We start from the raw sequence: 14986 nt of genomic DNA, 5'->3' as shown, positions 1-14986 counted from the left end.
CGTCCCATGTTTACGAGTTTATTAATCTATTAAAACAATTATTATGAAAAACAATTACAAAAGAATGCTGCAGAAATGCATGATTATTTTAGTGTTGGGTGTCTTTAATTTAGTTTCGGCCCAAAAGAAAGTAATAGCTTACGTTCCCAACTGGATCGACTTGAATGCTTTTTCGAGTACGATTCAGTACAGTAAATTAACGCATATTAATATTGCTTTTGAAAATCCTGATGCCAACGGATATTTGAGTTTTAATTCAGGAAGTAATGCCATTATTAATGCGGCGCATGCCCAAAACGTAAAAGTTTTTGTATCGCTTGGAGGTGGTTCTGTTTCTGAAGGCGGACCAATTCGTGATAATTATTTCAATTTAATTACGCCCGCCAACAGAACGGCTTTCATTCAGAAAATTTACGATTATGTTGTAGCCCATAATTTTGACGGTGTAGACGTAGATCTAGAAGGTCCAGCAATTAATGGAGATTACGGCGGATTTGTGATTGCTTTGGCTAATAAATTGCATGCCAATGGCAAATTGATTTCAGCAGCGCTTTCAGAAGGATATGGTGGTGCCAATGTACCTTCATCTACTTTTGCAGCTTACGACTGGATCAATATCATGGCTTATGATGCAACTGGGCCTTGGGCACCAAATAATCCGGGACAGCATTCGCCTTACAGCATGGCGGTAAATCAGTTTAATTATTGGACAGGGAGAGGATTGCCAGCAAGTAAAGCTATCATTGGACTTCCGTTTTATGGTTACGGTTTTGGAGCCTCTGCTAATCAAGGAATTTCTTATGCGAATATTGTAGCGCAATATCCAGGAGCGGAGAATCTGGATCAGGTTGGAAATACGATTTATTATAACGGAATTCCAACTATCAAACAAAAAACGACTTTTGCGATTCAAAACGCAGGCGGAGTTATGATTTGGGAATTGTCTCAAGATGCAACAGGATCTAAATCTTTACTGACAGCCGTTAATCAGGTAATTACAGGAAGTAATCCTCCAGCAACTGGAACTACAATTCAGGCTGAAAATTATAATACGATGAGTGGTGTTCAAACCGAAGCAACAACCGATACAGGTGGTGGATTAAATGTTGGATATTGCGACACAGGCGACTGGATGGCTTATTACAATATTAATTTTCCAACTTCTGGTTCCTATCAAATAGAATATCGAGTAGCAAGTGCAGTTACGGGCGGAAGATTATCATCTGATTTAAATGCAGGAACTATTCAGCTTGGTGCTATAAATGTGCCAAATACAGGAGGATGGCAAAACTGGCAGACGATTACTCAAACGGTAAATGTAAATGCTGGAACGTACAATTTCGGGATATATGTTCAAAACACAGGTTTTAATATAAATTGGTTTAGAATTACAAAATCGGGTTCAACGGCTAAATCTGCTCCTGCAAGCACAGAACAATCAATTGCGAGTTTAGAAATTTATCCGAATCCGACTGAAAGTCAGCTTTTCTTCAGCACAGAGGTTTCTGGTGGAAATGTAAATGTAATCAATACAGAAGGCGGTGCGACTGTTTTTTCTCAAACCGTAAACAATAACAGTATTGATGTTTCGACTTTAAAAACAGGAATTTATCTGATTTCGGTAGAGAAAAACGGAATAAAGACAGTAAGACGTTTTATTAAAAAATAATCATAACCCATTTGCCATAATGGTTTTAGATACATTAAATTTTAGGTTTTAATGTGATGAAAAGGGCTGTCTATTTGGACGGCCTTTTTTATGATGAAAGCTTTATGTTTAACCGCAAAGAACGCTAAGGTTTACGCAAAGAGCGCAAAGTTTTTTAAGACTAAATTTTATAAAATAAAAAAAGTTCGCAAAGCTTTAGGTTTAGCTTTGCGAACTTTACGTTTTTAATAGGTTTGCAGAGATAAAAAACTTTGCGTGCTTTGCGGTTAAAAAAGAGAATCACTTGACACTCTTAATCTCACCATTTTTCAAATCAACTGTAAAATGATCTGCTGGAACTTCGTGCATGAATTTATTGAAGATGATTAGGAATAACTTCATCTGTTTTTGCAACGGAGTATCTTTTGAAAGATCAGCTTTGGAACCTTCTAAAAATAAATCAGACAAAACTTTATATTCTTTTGCTCTTTGAATTCCAACATCAGCCAAAGCCAATTCATCTGCACTTCTAAAACGATAAAAATCTACTAGAAGATCATAACCCGTCCAATTAAAGTTTTCTTTTTTGAGTTTATTCTGAGTTAGGATTTTTTCTGATTTAGCTTCAGCTTCTTTCCATTGTTCTTGAAACTGCTCTTTATTTTTTAGTATAAAATCAAAATCTTGATTGGATTGCATATTGGCTAAAACCAGTAAATCCTTCGCAGAAACATTCAATATTAAATCTTTGAAAGCAGAAGGCCAATCGTCTTTTAAGAAACGAAGTCGAACTAATTCTTTTAAATGAAAATCGGTAAAATCGTGATAATTTTTTGTTTTTAAAATATCGGCATTCCAAATGTCTTGGGCGTTCTGACTTTGTAAAAACTGATATTCCATTTTGTATAAATCAAAAAGTTCGTTGTATCTCGGAACATTATCAATAGTAATGGTTTGAATATCTACGAGATTATCTTTTTTGAAACTCAATAATTTATAAGCAGGAATGTAGGCTGCAAGCGATGGAGTCTGAATGTTAACCAAAGTATTTCCTTTTGCTGAAGTTCGAACTCCCGTATCGTTGATATGCATATGACCTCCAAAATGAATCTTCAATCCCGCATCTGCAAAAACTTGTGCTACTTCTTCGACAGGAACTCGGTTTAATTGCCATTTGTTTGGACCAAGCAATTCTTTAATTTCCGCGGAAGCGTCATCATTAAAATCAATCATAGGGAAATGGCTGAAAGCGATTAAAGTTTTTCCTTGTTTTTTGGCTTCCGTCGAAATAGTTTCAACCCATTTTATAAGATGTCTTTTGTTCGAAAGCACATTGTTATAACCCGTGCTGGCTTCGCTGTAATTTTTGGAATCTTTCTCTGCAGAAGCATTTTTCTTTGGGATATAAACATTTCCGTCAATGGCCATCAGCCAAAGTCCGTCGATAGGTTCTACGACATAACTAACATCTGGAACTTCGTAACCAGGTGCTACTTCGTATACGCGATTTGCCAATTTTGCACTTTCTAAAGCTTTTTCGAATGTATAATTCTTGCTTGAATATGTAGAAAATGGAGTTGCCCAGAATTTGTATTTTTTATTTGGATGAAAACCAAAATCATGAAGCTGATCTGTAATTCCTAAATAACCCATTTTAGCAATATCGGCGGTAACAACTACTGGCTGTTCGGTGTTTACATTGGGCTTATAAAGGCCGTCTTTGCTAAAAATGGGCTGACTTTTGCCATCATTCCCTAAGAAATCTTCTTTTCCAGATTCTTGAGCAAATGGCCCAACCGGATCGTGATTTCCTGTGGTGATGAAGAATTCTATTCCGTACTTTTTGGTGTATTGTTCTAATATTTTGGCTAATCCGCGAACGTGAATTGGCTGTCCGTCATCGGTATAATCTCCAGGAAGTGCGACGTATTTGATTTTGCGCTTAGCGATATCTTCTAAAGCGGCTATAAAGGCGAAATAATTTTCATTGAATATTCGAGTAGAATGCAACTGAGATGACATCGTTCGCACCAAAACATATTCTCCCGTTTTCGGATTTATAACGCCTTTATAATCTGAATCTGAAAATCTTCCGAATAAATCCTGTAGATGGACATCTGATAAAAATGCGATTTGCGTTCCGTTGAGGTTTTTTACTTTTTGTGCTGATGAAGTATTGTTGAAAAAAACGACAAAGAACAGTATATGTAAAAATGTATATCTTGAATTCATAGGTTTTGTTTTTTTTTACCGCAAAGAGCGCAAAGAGTTTACGCAAAGGGCGCAAAGATTTTTGAGCATGATTTATAAAAATCAAAGAACACAAAGCTTTGCTAACTTTGCGTTTGTAAACGCAATCTTAAATAAAAAATCTTAGCGCTCTTTGCGGTTAAAATTATTATTATTTCAATTTTCACGTTTCCCGTTCCAGAAATAACTTGAAACTTGAAACCTGAAACAAAAAAAAACTATTTTCCAGTAACAGGATTATTTCTAACATAACTTCCATCATCGTATTTAATTTGGTACGGTGAATTAAAGAAAGTGCTTGGAAGATAATAATCGGTTGTGATGATTTGTGCGCCTGATTTTTTAGCTGCTTCAAAATGCGAATAATCGTTAGCACGCGCTTCTTTGGTGTGAGAATCTGCTCTTGTTCTTATTAAATATCCTCTTTTAACTAAATCTTCAATCTGTGGATCTTCAGAATTATTTCTGAATAATGCTGCGGCTTCTGGTTTTCCGGGTTCGGCGTTAATGAAAACGGCGCGTCCCTTAAGGGACGGATGATTCAATGCGTACAAATCTCTTTTTGCGCCGTTATTATCTAATAAGAATAAGAATCGTCCTTTTGCTTCTTTTAAAGTTGGCCAGTTGTCATGCAAAACGGCTTCTTCAAGTGTTTTGTATTTTCCTCGTACCATATCTGGCGTAATCAATTTGTCTTTTCCTAATTCTTTTCGAATTACTTTATCCATTTCATCAAAAACGGATGCAGTGAAATCTTCTGGTTTTGTTCCGAAGAAATTAGCATCGCCGTCTTTTGGCTCTAAAGTGATAAAAACGGGAATATGATTTGGATTGGCATTAGACCATTTTTTTAGTTCCTGCAAACAGATTTCAAAAGTGTAGCAAGAAGTTCTAAAATCGATATCCGGCATGTGGAAAACTTTAAAGCCAGGTTTTTTCATTAATCCATCTGGGTCGTACGCTTCTTCAGATTTTGCGATATCTAAACCTTTCGGATGAGTATATTTTCCGCCTTTCGCGTCAGCAAAAATATCAATTTCCAGATTGCGTAGACCTTTGTTTAATTGATCTGTAATACTGATGTGAGTATATTGTAAACCCTTAAGCGAACGAGAAGTGTCTCGTGCCTGAATGGTATTGTATAAGTCCGTTTCGATCGCGTGACGGTAACTGTTATGCGATCCGATAACTTGAAGCTGGTTCATTTTCAGATTGTCGTTTTGGGCCTGAACGCTTAAAGCTCCTGCTAATAATAAAGTGAACAAAAATGGTTTCATAATTCTAAAATGTAATTGATACTGTTGATTGGGACGCATCAAAAGAAAATTGCATTTTTTGAAAGGGACTAAGTTAAAAGCTGCTATTGGTTTCTATGTTAGATTAAAAAAAAGAAATCGCAAAGACATTTCTATTTCTGTCTTGAAAAAGTAGTATTAATACAACAAACGTGTTTATTTATTAATTTAAAGATAACCTTGACGCAAAAAGCATTGGCTTTTCATTTTATTATTTTACGATATTAAAAAGCCTGTAATTATAATATGAATAATCCTGAAATTTTTGAACAAACGTATAATCAATATTGGAAAAAGCTCAATGCGTTTTCTTATACGATGACTCAGGATAAAGACTTGGCGCAGAACATCGTTCAAGATGTTTTTGTGGATTTATGGGAAAGAAAAGAAGAGCTGAATATTAATGCGATTGAACCTTTTTTGTTTCGCGCGGTTAAGAATCAGGTTTTCAAACATTATCAGAACAATCGTTTTGATAAGACGATTCTGGAAGAAAAATTCGAAGACTACATTATTGACAATTTTTCGACAATTGATCCAGAAGTGATGGATCTGCTTTATGCTGCATTAGATAAACTTCCGGAGAAAAGAAAAGAAGTTTTGCTGATGTATAAATTTCAAGACATGACAATCGATCAGATTGCAGAGGAGCTTGGAATTTCGAAACAAACCGTAAAAAATCAGATTTCATCTGCGGTAAAACAACTTCGCGAAGGCTTAAAAGACTTGGCTTGGCTGGCGCCATTCATTATTTTCAATCAAAAATTTTAAAATAACTTTCGCTTGATGTTTTCATAATATTTGGCGATAGTACGATTTCGAGATTCTGGTACTTATTCATAACAATAAGTATTTATGATAAAAAGAATCAAACATAGTTTAGAGTATTTGCTAGATAAAAGTTCGCGAGGAAAAACTTCATCAGCAGAAGAAAATTTATTACATGATTTTGCTTTCAGCGAATATCAAAAATCAAAGTGGGATAATGATTTTATGGGAAATCCAGAAATCGAATCTCAAAACATGTACGATGAAATTCAGTTAAGAATTGGAAAGAAGAAATCTTTCCGTCCTTATTTAAAATATATAGCTGCTGCCAGCATTCTTTTTCTGCTTGGTTTAGGATTTTTCTTGAGACCAAATGTTTTAAACCAAAAACAAATCACATTTAAAACGTCATCGATTCCCAAATCTATCCAATTAAGTGACGGTTCGAAAATTTATCTGGCAGCAAACTCATCATTTCAGTATCCTGAAAAATTTGTAGGCGATCAAAGAACAGTTTCTTTAGTAAAAGGAAACGCGTTTTTTGAAGTCGCCAAAGACAAAAAACATCCTTTCATTATTCATTCTGGCGAAATACAGACAAGAGTTGTGGGAACTTCATTTCACATTCAATTATCAAAATTAAACTGTAAGGTAATTGTAGTAACCGGAAAAGTAAATGTGTCTGGAAAAGGGCAGATTGTTGATTTAGTACCGAATCAGGAAGCTTTATTTGAAGGTAAAAAATTAACCAAACAATTGGCCGATAAAGCATTTTTGGTGAATTGGTATAATGAAGATGTTACGTTAGATCAAACTACTTTAAAACAAGTAATCACCATTTTACAATATAAATACGGAGTTTCATTTGAGTATAATAATAAACACGTATTAGCAATGCCGTTAACGGTATTCATTAAGAAGGACGCGACATTAGAAAATGTTTTGGAACAAATAAATTATATCACAAACCTAAAATTCAAAGTCTATGGCGAAATAGTAAAAGTGGATTAAAAACAAAAAAAGCAGTTGCGGGAACAACTGCCATTAATAAATTAAGCATCGTAAAAACAATTACTTAAATCATGTATTTTAAACCTTCTTATTTAAATCTAAAGAGTTTTGTCTTTTTAGTTCTAGCTTTACTTGCCTTTCAGAGCGGTTATAGTAAAACTTTATTAAAAGAGTCAAAAATAGCAAATAAAATAGAAAAAGCGACTCTTGTCTCTATTTTTTCAAAATTAACACAGCAAACCGATTACAAATTCAGTTACGGACAAGCCATAATTGCTGATAATACAGCTTATACAGTAAATTATAATACAGAGTCTATTACTGCTATTTTGAATGATCTTTCTAAAAAAGCCAATTTCAATTATAACATTAATGGTAAATTAATTTTAATTCAAAAAACAGCTGAGCCAAAAGCAGTAAATACCAAAGCTATTGAGAGAATTAAAATAAAAGGAAAAGTCGTTGACGAAAATAAATTGCCTATTCCTGGTGCATCTGTAATAGAAACGAGCACTTCAAACTCAACAGTGACGGATTTTGACGGTGTTTTTGAACTTACTGTAGGAGAAGGAAAAACAATCGATATTTCGTATGTAGGATATAAATCTAAAACGGTTCCTGCACAGAGCGGTTTTATGACAATTCAGTTAGAGCCAGCTACTGCAGAATTAAATGAAGTTTTGGTTGTTGGTTACGGAAAACAATCTAAAAAAGACGTTACGGGAGCAGTTACGCAATTGGAAGCGGCTAACTTTAAACAAGGAGTAAGCATTTCGCCAGATAATTTAATTCAAGGAAAAGTTGCGGGTGTTCGTGTGGTTAGTACAAGCGGTGAGCCTGGAGCTGGAGTAAATGTAACGATTAGAGGTGTTGGATCTATTAGAAGCGGAAGTACGCCTTTGTTTGTTGTTGACGGAATTCCGTTGTCTAATGACGATGTGAGCCCATCTGGAACGAATGTTGGTTTTGGAAGTTCGCAAGCTAAAAACCCTTTAAACTTTTTGAATAATAGCGATATCGAATCGATTACAGTTTTGAAAGATGCATCTGCTTCTGCAATTTATGGAGCAAGAGGTTCTAATGGAGTTGTTTTGGTAACGACTAAAAAAGGAGCAAAAGGAGATGGAACTCTAACTTTTGATTCGTCTTTAGGAATTTCTACTGTCGCAAACAAATTAGATGTTTTAAGTGCAGGACAATATAGAAATGCAATTAAAGATAAAGCTTTTGATCACGGTGGGAATACAGATTGGCAAGATGTTATTTTTAGAGAAGCTATTACAAAAAGTAATTCGCTAGCATTTTCTAAACAGACAGAATCAGGAAATTACTATGCTTCTGTATCACAATTGGATCAAGAAGGTATTATTAGAAATAGCAATTTTAAGCGTTTGACAGGAAGAATTAATGCTGCTGAGTCATTTCTAGACAATAAACGTTTAAAATTAAAATTTAATCTTACGGCTAGTGAAACCAAAGACGATGGTGTTCCTACAAGTGATGACGGAGGTTCTAACGGACAATTGCTGGTACATACCTTAATGGCAAACCCAACTAGATCGGTTTTTGATGCAAATGGAAATTACACCAATTTTAATATGAATGCGCATTATAATCCAGCGTATTTATTAAGCATTTATACCGATCAGACTCGTACTTTAAGAGTTTTAGGAAACTTTGAAACTTCTTTTAGAATCGTTAACGGATTAGAGTATAAATTGAACCTTGGTATCGATCGTTCGATGTCAGAGAGAAATACTACTATTTTTCCAAACTTAACAGATTTGAATCCGAAAGGGAAATATGTTCAGAATAATTTAGATTCTAAAAACTCTTTGGTAGAGCATTATCTGACGTACAATTTAAATTTGGATAAGCATAAAATTGAAGCTTTAGGAGGTTTTTCATATCAGAAATTTGAAAGATCGGGAACAAGTTTCAGTATCGACGGAATTTCAAACCAAGGTGAAGGTGTTCCTCCTTCAATAAATCCAGGTTTTAAAGGTACTCAATCTGGAACAACAGGTTATGCGCAGGAAAATGAATTGCAGTCTTATTTTGGAAGATTAAATTATGGTTTTGATAACAGATATCTTTTAACAGCTTCTATGAGAGGTGACGGATCAACTCGTTTTGGTAAAAACAACAAATATGGTTATTTCCCATCATTTGCCTTAGGATGGAATATTGCTAACGAAAGTTTCTTAAAAGAATCTTCTACTTTAAACAACTTAAAACTTAGAGCGAGTTGGGGACAGACAGGAAACCAAGAAGTTGAAAATAAAATTACGCAGGCAAGTTATTCATTGTCTGGAGCTGATGGATATTATTTATATGACGATTTAAATCTAGTAAACGGAGTTTCGGTAAATAGAACACCAAATCCTGATTTGAAATGGGAGGTTGTGACGCAATTTAACGTAGGTTTAGATTTCAATTTATGGAATGACAAATTGTACGGAACGTTAGATTATTTCAATAAAACAACTACAGATGCTATTTTGAATGTTCCTTCTCAAGCTTTGAGTCCAACCACTACAATCTGGACCAATATTGACGGTAAAATTATCAATAAAGGTATCGAGTTTATGTTGGGGTCAAAAATAGTAGATACTAAGAATTTTTCTTGGAACATTGACATGAACGGTGCAACATTAAATAACAAAATTGAAGATCTTCCAGTTTCAGAAATCTTAACGGGAACAATTTCAGGACCTGGACAATCTGGAGTAAATGCAAATATTTATAAAAGCGGATATGCAGCGGGATCATTCTATTTGTTGGAACACATTGGTTTTGATGCAAATGGAGGGAATATCTTTAAAGATCAAAACGGAGACGGTGTAATTGATAATAGTGATAGAGTTATTATTGAAGGAGCACTTCCAACTTTCTACTACGGATTTAATAGTGATATGAGATATAAAAACTTTACGTTTTCTTTCTCTATCATCGGGCAAACAGGTGGTTATTTATTAAATAATACAGGTTTAAATGCATTAAACATAAACAATTTAGCATCAGACCGTAACGTGGCAACAGGTTATTATGAGTCTGGAGCAAATGCTGCAAACTCACCAATTTTGTCAACTCTTTTCTTAGAAAAATCAGATTTTATTAGATTAAATACAGCTCGTATTGGTTACAATTTTGACTTGAAAGGATTAAACTGGATCAACGGATTAACGCTTTACATAACAGGTCAGAACTTAATTACGATTACAAACTATACAGGTTACGATCCGTTAATTAACAGTCCGAAATCAAACGGAGGAAATCAATCTATTGGTATCGATTATGCAAGTTATCCAACTTCTAGAACATTCAGTTTTGGAGCAACTTTAAAACTATAATTATTATGAAGACAAATACAATTTTTAATATAAAAACATTAGCAATATTTTCTTTTATATGGCTTTTTGCAAGCTGTACCAACCTTGACGAAGTTGTTTTGGATGAGGTTTTAGGAGAAGATGCTTCAAACCCTGCCGGAGCTCTTGCAGCTGCTTACGACCGTTTGGGAGACGGAACTTTTGTAGATCACGGAGGTATTTTTTCTTTGCAGGAATATACGACAGACGAAGCAATTTTGCCAACACGAGGAAGTGATTGGGGAGATGGCGGAAAATGGAGAGATATGCATGAGTTTACATGGAAATCGGATAATGCTGTTGTAGTGGATAACTGGAATAAATTGACAAACGGAATTACACGTTCGTTAACTGCAATTCAATCAGTTGAAGAAAGTTCAATTCCCGAGAAAAAATTGTTTTTAGCGGAAGCGAAAGGTCTTTTAGCGTATTATTTGTACACCACATTAGATTTGTACGGACAAGCGCCTTACAGAGATCCGATGAATCCAAATGCACCATTACAGATTTTAAAAGCCGATACGCAAATTGATCAATTAATTAAAGATGTTGAAGCTTTATTACCAGATTTAGCAGAAATGGGAACGCAGCAAACGCATCACGGAAGATTTACAAAAGAAGCGGCGTACGGATTCTTAGCTACAATGTATTTGAACCGTGCTGTTTTTAAAGACCGTTTTAATGCGTCTTCAAGTTTTAATTTTACTGAAGCTGCCGCGACCGGTACAGGAACAGATATGGATCGTGTAATTTATTATACTTCACTATTGATTGATTCTGGAAAGTATTCTTTAGAAAGTGATTATTTCAAAAACTTCGCAAGAGACAATGATAAAGGAAAAGAGTTGATTTTTGCTATTTCTCAGAAGATAGATTACATCAGAAACGGTTCTAACAGTTTTGCTTATGTGTGTATGGAACGTAACCAGAGAACATCTGCAGCCAATAGAGGAACAAATGCGGCATGTACAACTCCTGAGTTTTTTGCAACATGGGATGGAAATCATGATGATCCGAGATTTCAGCAAAAATACCAATATGCTGACGGAACTTGGTTTAAAAATGATGGTACAGATGTAAGCGTTCCAGCAACAGATATTGTTCCTAAAAGTGCTAATTTACCTTGGTTCCATTTCAATAGAGGAATTGAATTTGGACCGCAATACGGACCAATCTTATTATCGTCTGGTTCTCTGGAAATGGTTAACGGACGTATTAAAGTTTCTCCGTTATACATGGAAAAAAGTACAACAACAAGAATGGATTTTACGCCTTCGTTAACTTTCAAAAATCCAGCTCAGGCAGTTTTTGCTCAGAACGAAATCAATCAGGGAGCACGTATTTTCAAATATGAGTTTGATCCAGAAGGAGGAAATGGAAATAGTAATGTTGATATTCCATTATTCCGTTTAGGAGGAATTTATACCATGAGAGCCGAAGCTTATTTCAGAAAAGGAAATACGGGTCAGGCAATGGATGATTTAAATAAATTGCGTACAAGCAGAAAAAGAGAATCTCTATACGGAAGCACACCAGGAAAAGCTTTGACTGCAATCGATCAGACTGTTTTATATAACGAAATTGGTTTCGAATTATACTGGGAATTATACAGAAGACCACAAATGATCCGTTTCGGGAAATTTGATCTTCCAGGAACAGCAAAACCAGCTTCAGAACCATACAGAAGAGTTTTCCCAATTCCGCAGTCCACTATCGATGTGACTAAGGAATTCAAACAAAATCAAGGATACAATTAAGTTTGTGTGTTAGTTTATTTTTTATTTTTTTTCAAAAAGCCTGCTTCAAAAAAGCAGGCTTTTTCTTTTAAAGACGCTAAGGTTCTGAGATGCTAAGATTCTAAGTTTTTTTTTAAATCTATAGATGCACTGCCAAAGTATATAAATCTTAGCATCTCAGAACCTTAGAACCTTAGCATCTTAAAAAAATATAATAAACGAATAGTTAAATGTAAGTGTTATCTGATTGATAATGAGTATATTTGAGTATGTGTTGAACATCCTTAAAATGTTTAAAAATGAACAGTATTAAATAACTCAAAATGAATAAAAATCATGATACATCAAATTGACACGACAGATAATATTGTTGCTTTTAGGGCATTGGCAGAAGTAACAAAAGAAGATTTTTTGACTACAGTAACTCCAGCGGTTGAGCATTTGGTAAAACAAGTCAATGAAATTAATTTTTTATTGGTCTTAGATACAGACATTAAAAATTTTACACCCGGCGCATGGCTAGAAGATGGACTTTTGGGACTTAAGCATTTAGGAAAATGGAATAGAGCTGCAATTGTTACCGATACAGAAGAAATTATCTCCTTTACAAACGGATTTAGCTATATTGTTCCAGGGGAGTTTCGTGGTTATAAAAAGGCTGATTTCAATAAAGCATTAAATTGGGTTGAAGGAAATATTTCTTAATCCCCATCTTCTGAAAAATAAAAAAGAGCGCTTATTACTTTATAAGCGCTCTTTTTTATGATAGTTTATTTAAACGTTTAATGATTGTATTCGATACCGCTGCTTGCCTGCGCATCAATTTTTTCTTTAGATACCTGACTGTATTTTTTATAACAAGCCGATGCTAAAATTGGTAACGCAAGACCCCCTACAACAGCACCTACTTTTTTATGTCCCGTTTGTTTTAAAACTGCCGCTGCAAGAAGAGCACCGACACCAGCACAAACCATTTGTTTTACTGACAGATTTAACGGTTTACTTTCAGGTTTAATTCCGTGTAATAATGGGTCTATAAAATTCAAATTCTCCATAATGCCAATTAATTTTAATTATACTTATTTGTTATTTTTTAATTTTTACTGTTTTCAGTGTCAGTTTCACTCTCAATTTTCTCAATTTCGACCTTTTCTTTTTTTATAGCTTGGCGCAATAGAGCAAAAAGACTCATATAAACATTTGCCATAAAAACTAGAGAAAACCCTGCCAAAAAATATCCTCTCCAATCATTTAACAAAAGTTTATAATCGCAAATAATCAGAAAGGCAATTGTAACATAATGGCTAAAGCAATATTCACAGGTGAGAAGATAGAAAAACTTTCTTGACAGTATAAATTTGTCATTTTTAGAATGTCTGACACACCATTCATGCGGTTCTCTAAAAATCTCTTCATGTGTGACAGTCCAGCTGATGCAGGCAATCGGAATTGCTAATACAAAAAGCCAGACAATTTGAACTGCTATAGACATATGAATTAATGCTTTACAATTTACGATAATTTTTGCTATTCTCTAGGATGGTTTTCAGGATAATGTTCTGCGTCAAAATCATTCAATTCTTCATCCTTATCCAAATCTTCCTCTTTTTCACGATTATTTTCGTAATCTAAATCAGGATCATAATCATCGTTTAAGTCGTCTTCTGTACCGTCATTTGTAATAGCATCATCTTCATTGATGATTCTTTCCTCATTCGGAATGTTTTCTGAACGAATAGTGGTATTCGGCCCAAAATCGCCTTTTGGATGTGAAGGATCTTCTACAAACTCTTCCTGATATTGATACGGATCTTCATCTCGTGCATAATTATCATTATCAACTAGCGTATTTTGTTCGTAGTGATCGGGATCGCTTTCGCCAAATTCTCGGTCATCATGTTTCAGAACTTGTTTAAATTCATCTTCATTAGAATAAGTACCATCTACAAGTGTGTTTTGTTCGATATAATCAGGATCAAATTGACCATAATCATGGTTATGTTGCTTTTCCATAATAGTGTTTTTTTGATTTGTTATTTATTTCCAATATTGAATCTTCACGATGAAGACCTTTCTAATTCTTTACAGTTTTCACTGTAATCCGTGTCCGTAGCTTTTCTTTAAATAACCTATTTTCGGCTTTTAATTTTTTCTGGCTTATACTTTTATAAGATCCCCAAGAAAAGCTGTATTTACAAAATTACCCTGTAAATAGATCAGAAACCTTATAGAAAAAAACATTATAGTTGCATAATTAACAGTTATTTATATTATAAATGTTGTAAGAAATTATGTAAGGCAATTGTGTTTAAACAATCTACATTTGAAATGAGATTAATGTGCAATTAAATTTAAATCGATATGGCATCAGATAAGGTAACGGCATGTTGTAAGGCTTTAATAGAAAAGAATTTAACTATAGCATTTGCTGAAAGCGCTTCGGCAGGAAAAATGTGTTATGAATTTTCAACGGTTTTTAATTCCGGAAGAATCCTTAAAGGAGGAATGGTTTGTTATCATTCGTCTATGAAAGAAGATTTGCTTCATATTCCGTGGGGAACAATTGAGCAATACAGTGCCGAATCTGCAGAAGTGACCAAGTTAATGGCTCAGAACTTTTACCGTTATATTAATTCGGATATCTGTGTGGGTTTAACGGGATTAACTACACCTGGCGGAAGCGAAAGTGAGTCTAAACCTGTTGGAACTATTTTTATCCATATCATTTTTGGCGAGATACAAATTGCCAAACGTTTTGAGTTTAAAGGAAATCCAGAAGAGATTATCAATCAGGCAATAGATGTTGTAGCCGATTTGATTTTGAGAGAAATATAAATAATCAATGAAAAGCAAAAGCCGTAAAGTTTAATTTCTTTACGGCTTTTAATTTTAAAAATTTGAAAACAT

Annotated in this window: 12 protein-coding genes; 7 read left to right on the top strand and 5 right to left on the bottom strand. The window is 34.4% G+C overall.

Annotation, left to right across the window (positions count from 1 at the left end; translation table 11 throughout):
- The first annotated feature begins 43 nt into the window (after positions 1-43).
- Complete coding sequence (locus tag BSF41_RS17225; protein WP_095930738.1) at positions 44-1669, top strand: glycosyl hydrolase family 18 protein; 1626 nt, start codon at positions 44-46, stop codon at positions 1667-1669.
- A 279-nt stretch (positions 1670-1948) separates the two neighbouring features.
- On the opposite strand, the gene BSF41_RS17220 is transcribed toward BSF41_RS17225, so the two are convergent.
- Both BSF41_RS17220 and BSF41_RS17215 read right to left on the bottom strand, forming a co-directional pair.
- The gene (locus BSF41_RS17220) at positions 1949-3880 is read right to left on the bottom strand and encodes a metallophosphoesterase (protein WP_095930737.1); all 1932 of its coding nucleotides are present in this window, start codon (positions 3878-3880) and stop codon (positions 1949-1951) included.
- Between the two features lie 236 nt (positions 3881-4116).
- Entirely contained in the window at positions 4117-5175 is a 1059-nt protein-coding gene (locus BSF41_RS17215; protein WP_095930825.1) for a phosphatidylinositol-specific phospholipase C1-like protein, read from the bottom strand.
- Positions 5176-5439: 264 nt separating this feature from the next.
- Between BSF41_RS17215 and BSF41_RS17210 the strand changes: the two genes are divergently transcribed.
- The 5 genes from BSF41_RS17210 (at position 5440) to BSF41_RS17190 (ending at position 12784) form a co-directional block, all read left to right on the top strand.
- A complete protein-coding gene (locus BSF41_RS17210; RefSeq protein WP_095930736.1) occupies positions 5440-5964 on the top strand; it encodes an RNA polymerase sigma-70 factor in 525 nt (174 codons plus the stop codon).
- Between the two features lie 84 nt (positions 5965-6048).
- A complete protein-coding gene (locus tag BSF41_RS17205; RefSeq protein WP_095930735.1) occupies positions 6049-6972 on the top strand; it encodes a FecR family protein in 924 nt (307 codons plus the stop codon).
- Positions 6973-7043: 71 nt separating this feature from the next.
- Positions 7044-10325: a TonB-dependent receptor gene (locus tag BSF41_RS17200; RefSeq protein ID WP_095930734.1), complete on the top strand. Its 3282-nt coding sequence runs from the start codon at positions 7044-7046 to the stop codon at positions 10323-10325.
- 5 nt (positions 10326-10330) lie between these two features.
- Entirely contained in the window at positions 10331-12100 is a 1770-nt protein-coding gene (locus tag BSF41_RS17195) for a RagB/SusD family nutrient uptake outer membrane protein (RefSeq protein WP_095930733.1), read from the top strand.
- Positions 12101-12415: 315 nt separating this feature from the next.
- The gene (locus tag BSF41_RS17190) at positions 12416-12784 is read left to right on the top strand and encodes an STAS/SEC14 domain-containing protein (protein WP_095930732.1); all 369 of its coding nucleotides are present in this window, start codon (positions 12416-12418) and stop codon (positions 12782-12784) included.
- A 77-nt stretch (positions 12785-12861) separates the two neighbouring features.
- On the opposite strand, the gene BSF41_RS17185 is transcribed toward BSF41_RS17190, so the two are convergent.
- From BSF41_RS17185 to BSF41_RS17175, 3 genes are read right to left on the bottom strand one after another with little or no spacing between them, the layout of a single operon-like run.
- Positions 12862-13134 (bottom strand): hypothetical protein, encoded by a 273-nt coding sequence (locus tag BSF41_RS17185; protein WP_095930731.1) that lies wholly within the window; start codon positions 13132-13134, stop codon positions 12862-12864.
- A gap of 38 nt (positions 13135-13172) precedes the next feature.
- Positions 13173-13571 (bottom strand): hypothetical protein, encoded by a 399-nt coding sequence (locus BSF41_RS17180; protein ID WP_095930730.1) that lies wholly within the window; start codon positions 13569-13571, stop codon positions 13173-13175.
- A gap of 35 nt (positions 13572-13606) precedes the next feature.
- Positions 13607-14092 carry a hypothetical protein gene (locus BSF41_RS17175; protein ID WP_095930729.1) on the bottom strand — a complete coding sequence of 162 codons (486 nt, stop codon included), beginning with the start codon at positions 14090-14092 and terminating at the stop codon, positions 13607-13609.
- Between the two features lie 348 nt (positions 14093-14440).
- Between BSF41_RS17175 and BSF41_RS17170 the strand changes: the two genes are divergently transcribed.
- Positions 14441-14914 (top strand): CinA family protein, encoded by a 474-nt coding sequence (locus BSF41_RS17170; protein WP_095930728.1) that lies wholly within the window; start codon positions 14441-14443, stop codon positions 14912-14914.
- The last annotated feature ends 72 nt before the right edge of the window (positions 14915-14986 follow it).

The sequence above is a fragment of the Flavobacterium sp. ACN2 genome (genome assembly GCF_002303885.1).
In the GTDB taxonomy this organism is placed as follows: Bacteria; Bacteroidota; Bacteroidia; order Flavobacteriales; family Flavobacteriaceae; genus Flavobacterium.
The sequence above is the reverse complement of the archived record's forward strand: the minus strand, read 5'-3'. Positions and strand labels throughout refer to the sequence as shown.

What these genes read in the sequence shown, in the direction of transcription:
- BSF41_RS17205 (WP_095930735.1), top strand. Translation starts at nt 6,049, where the DNA reads ATGATAAAAAGAATCAAACATAGTTTAGAGTATTTGCTAGATAAAAGT.
- BSF41_RS17180 (WP_095930730.1), bottom strand. Translation starts at nt 13,571, where the DNA reads ATGTCTATAGCAGTTCAAATTGTCTGGCTTTTTGTATTAGCAATTCCG.
- BSF41_RS17220 (WP_095930737.1), bottom strand. Translation starts at nt 3,880, where the DNA reads ATGAATTCAAGATATACATTTTTACATATACTGTTCTTTGTCGTTTTT.
- BSF41_RS17185 (WP_095930731.1), bottom strand. Translation starts at nt 13,134, where the DNA reads ATGGAGAATTTGAATTTTATAGACCCATTATTACACGGAATTAAACCT.
- BSF41_RS17195 (WP_095930733.1), top strand. Translation starts at nt 10,331, where the DNA reads ATGAAGACAAATACAATTTTTAATATAAAAACATTAGCAATATTTTCT.
- BSF41_RS17225 (WP_095930738.1), top strand. Translation starts at nt 44, where the DNA reads ATGAAAAACAATTACAAAAGAATGCTGCAGAAATGCATGATTATTTTA.
- BSF41_RS17170 (WP_095930728.1), top strand. Translation starts at nt 14,441, where the DNA reads ATGGCATCAGATAAGGTAACGGCATGTTGTAAGGCTTTAATAGAAAAG.
- BSF41_RS17190 (WP_095930732.1), top strand. Translation starts at nt 12,416, where the DNA reads ATGATACATCAAATTGACACGACAGATAATATTGTTGCTTTTAGGGCA.
- BSF41_RS17200 (WP_095930734.1), top strand. Translation starts at nt 7,044, where the DNA reads ATGTATTTTAAACCTTCTTATTTAAATCTAAAGAGTTTTGTCTTTTTA.
- BSF41_RS17215 (WP_095930825.1), bottom strand. Translation starts at nt 5,175, where the DNA reads ATGAAACCATTTTTGTTCACTTTATTATTAGCAGGAGCTTTAAGCGTT.
- BSF41_RS17175 (WP_095930729.1), bottom strand. Translation starts at nt 14,092, where the DNA reads ATGGAAAAGCAACATAACCATGATTATGGTCAATTTGATCCTGATTAT.
- BSF41_RS17210 (WP_095930736.1), top strand. Translation starts at nt 5,440, where the DNA reads ATGAATAATCCTGAAATTTTTGAACAAACGTATAATCAATATTGGAAA.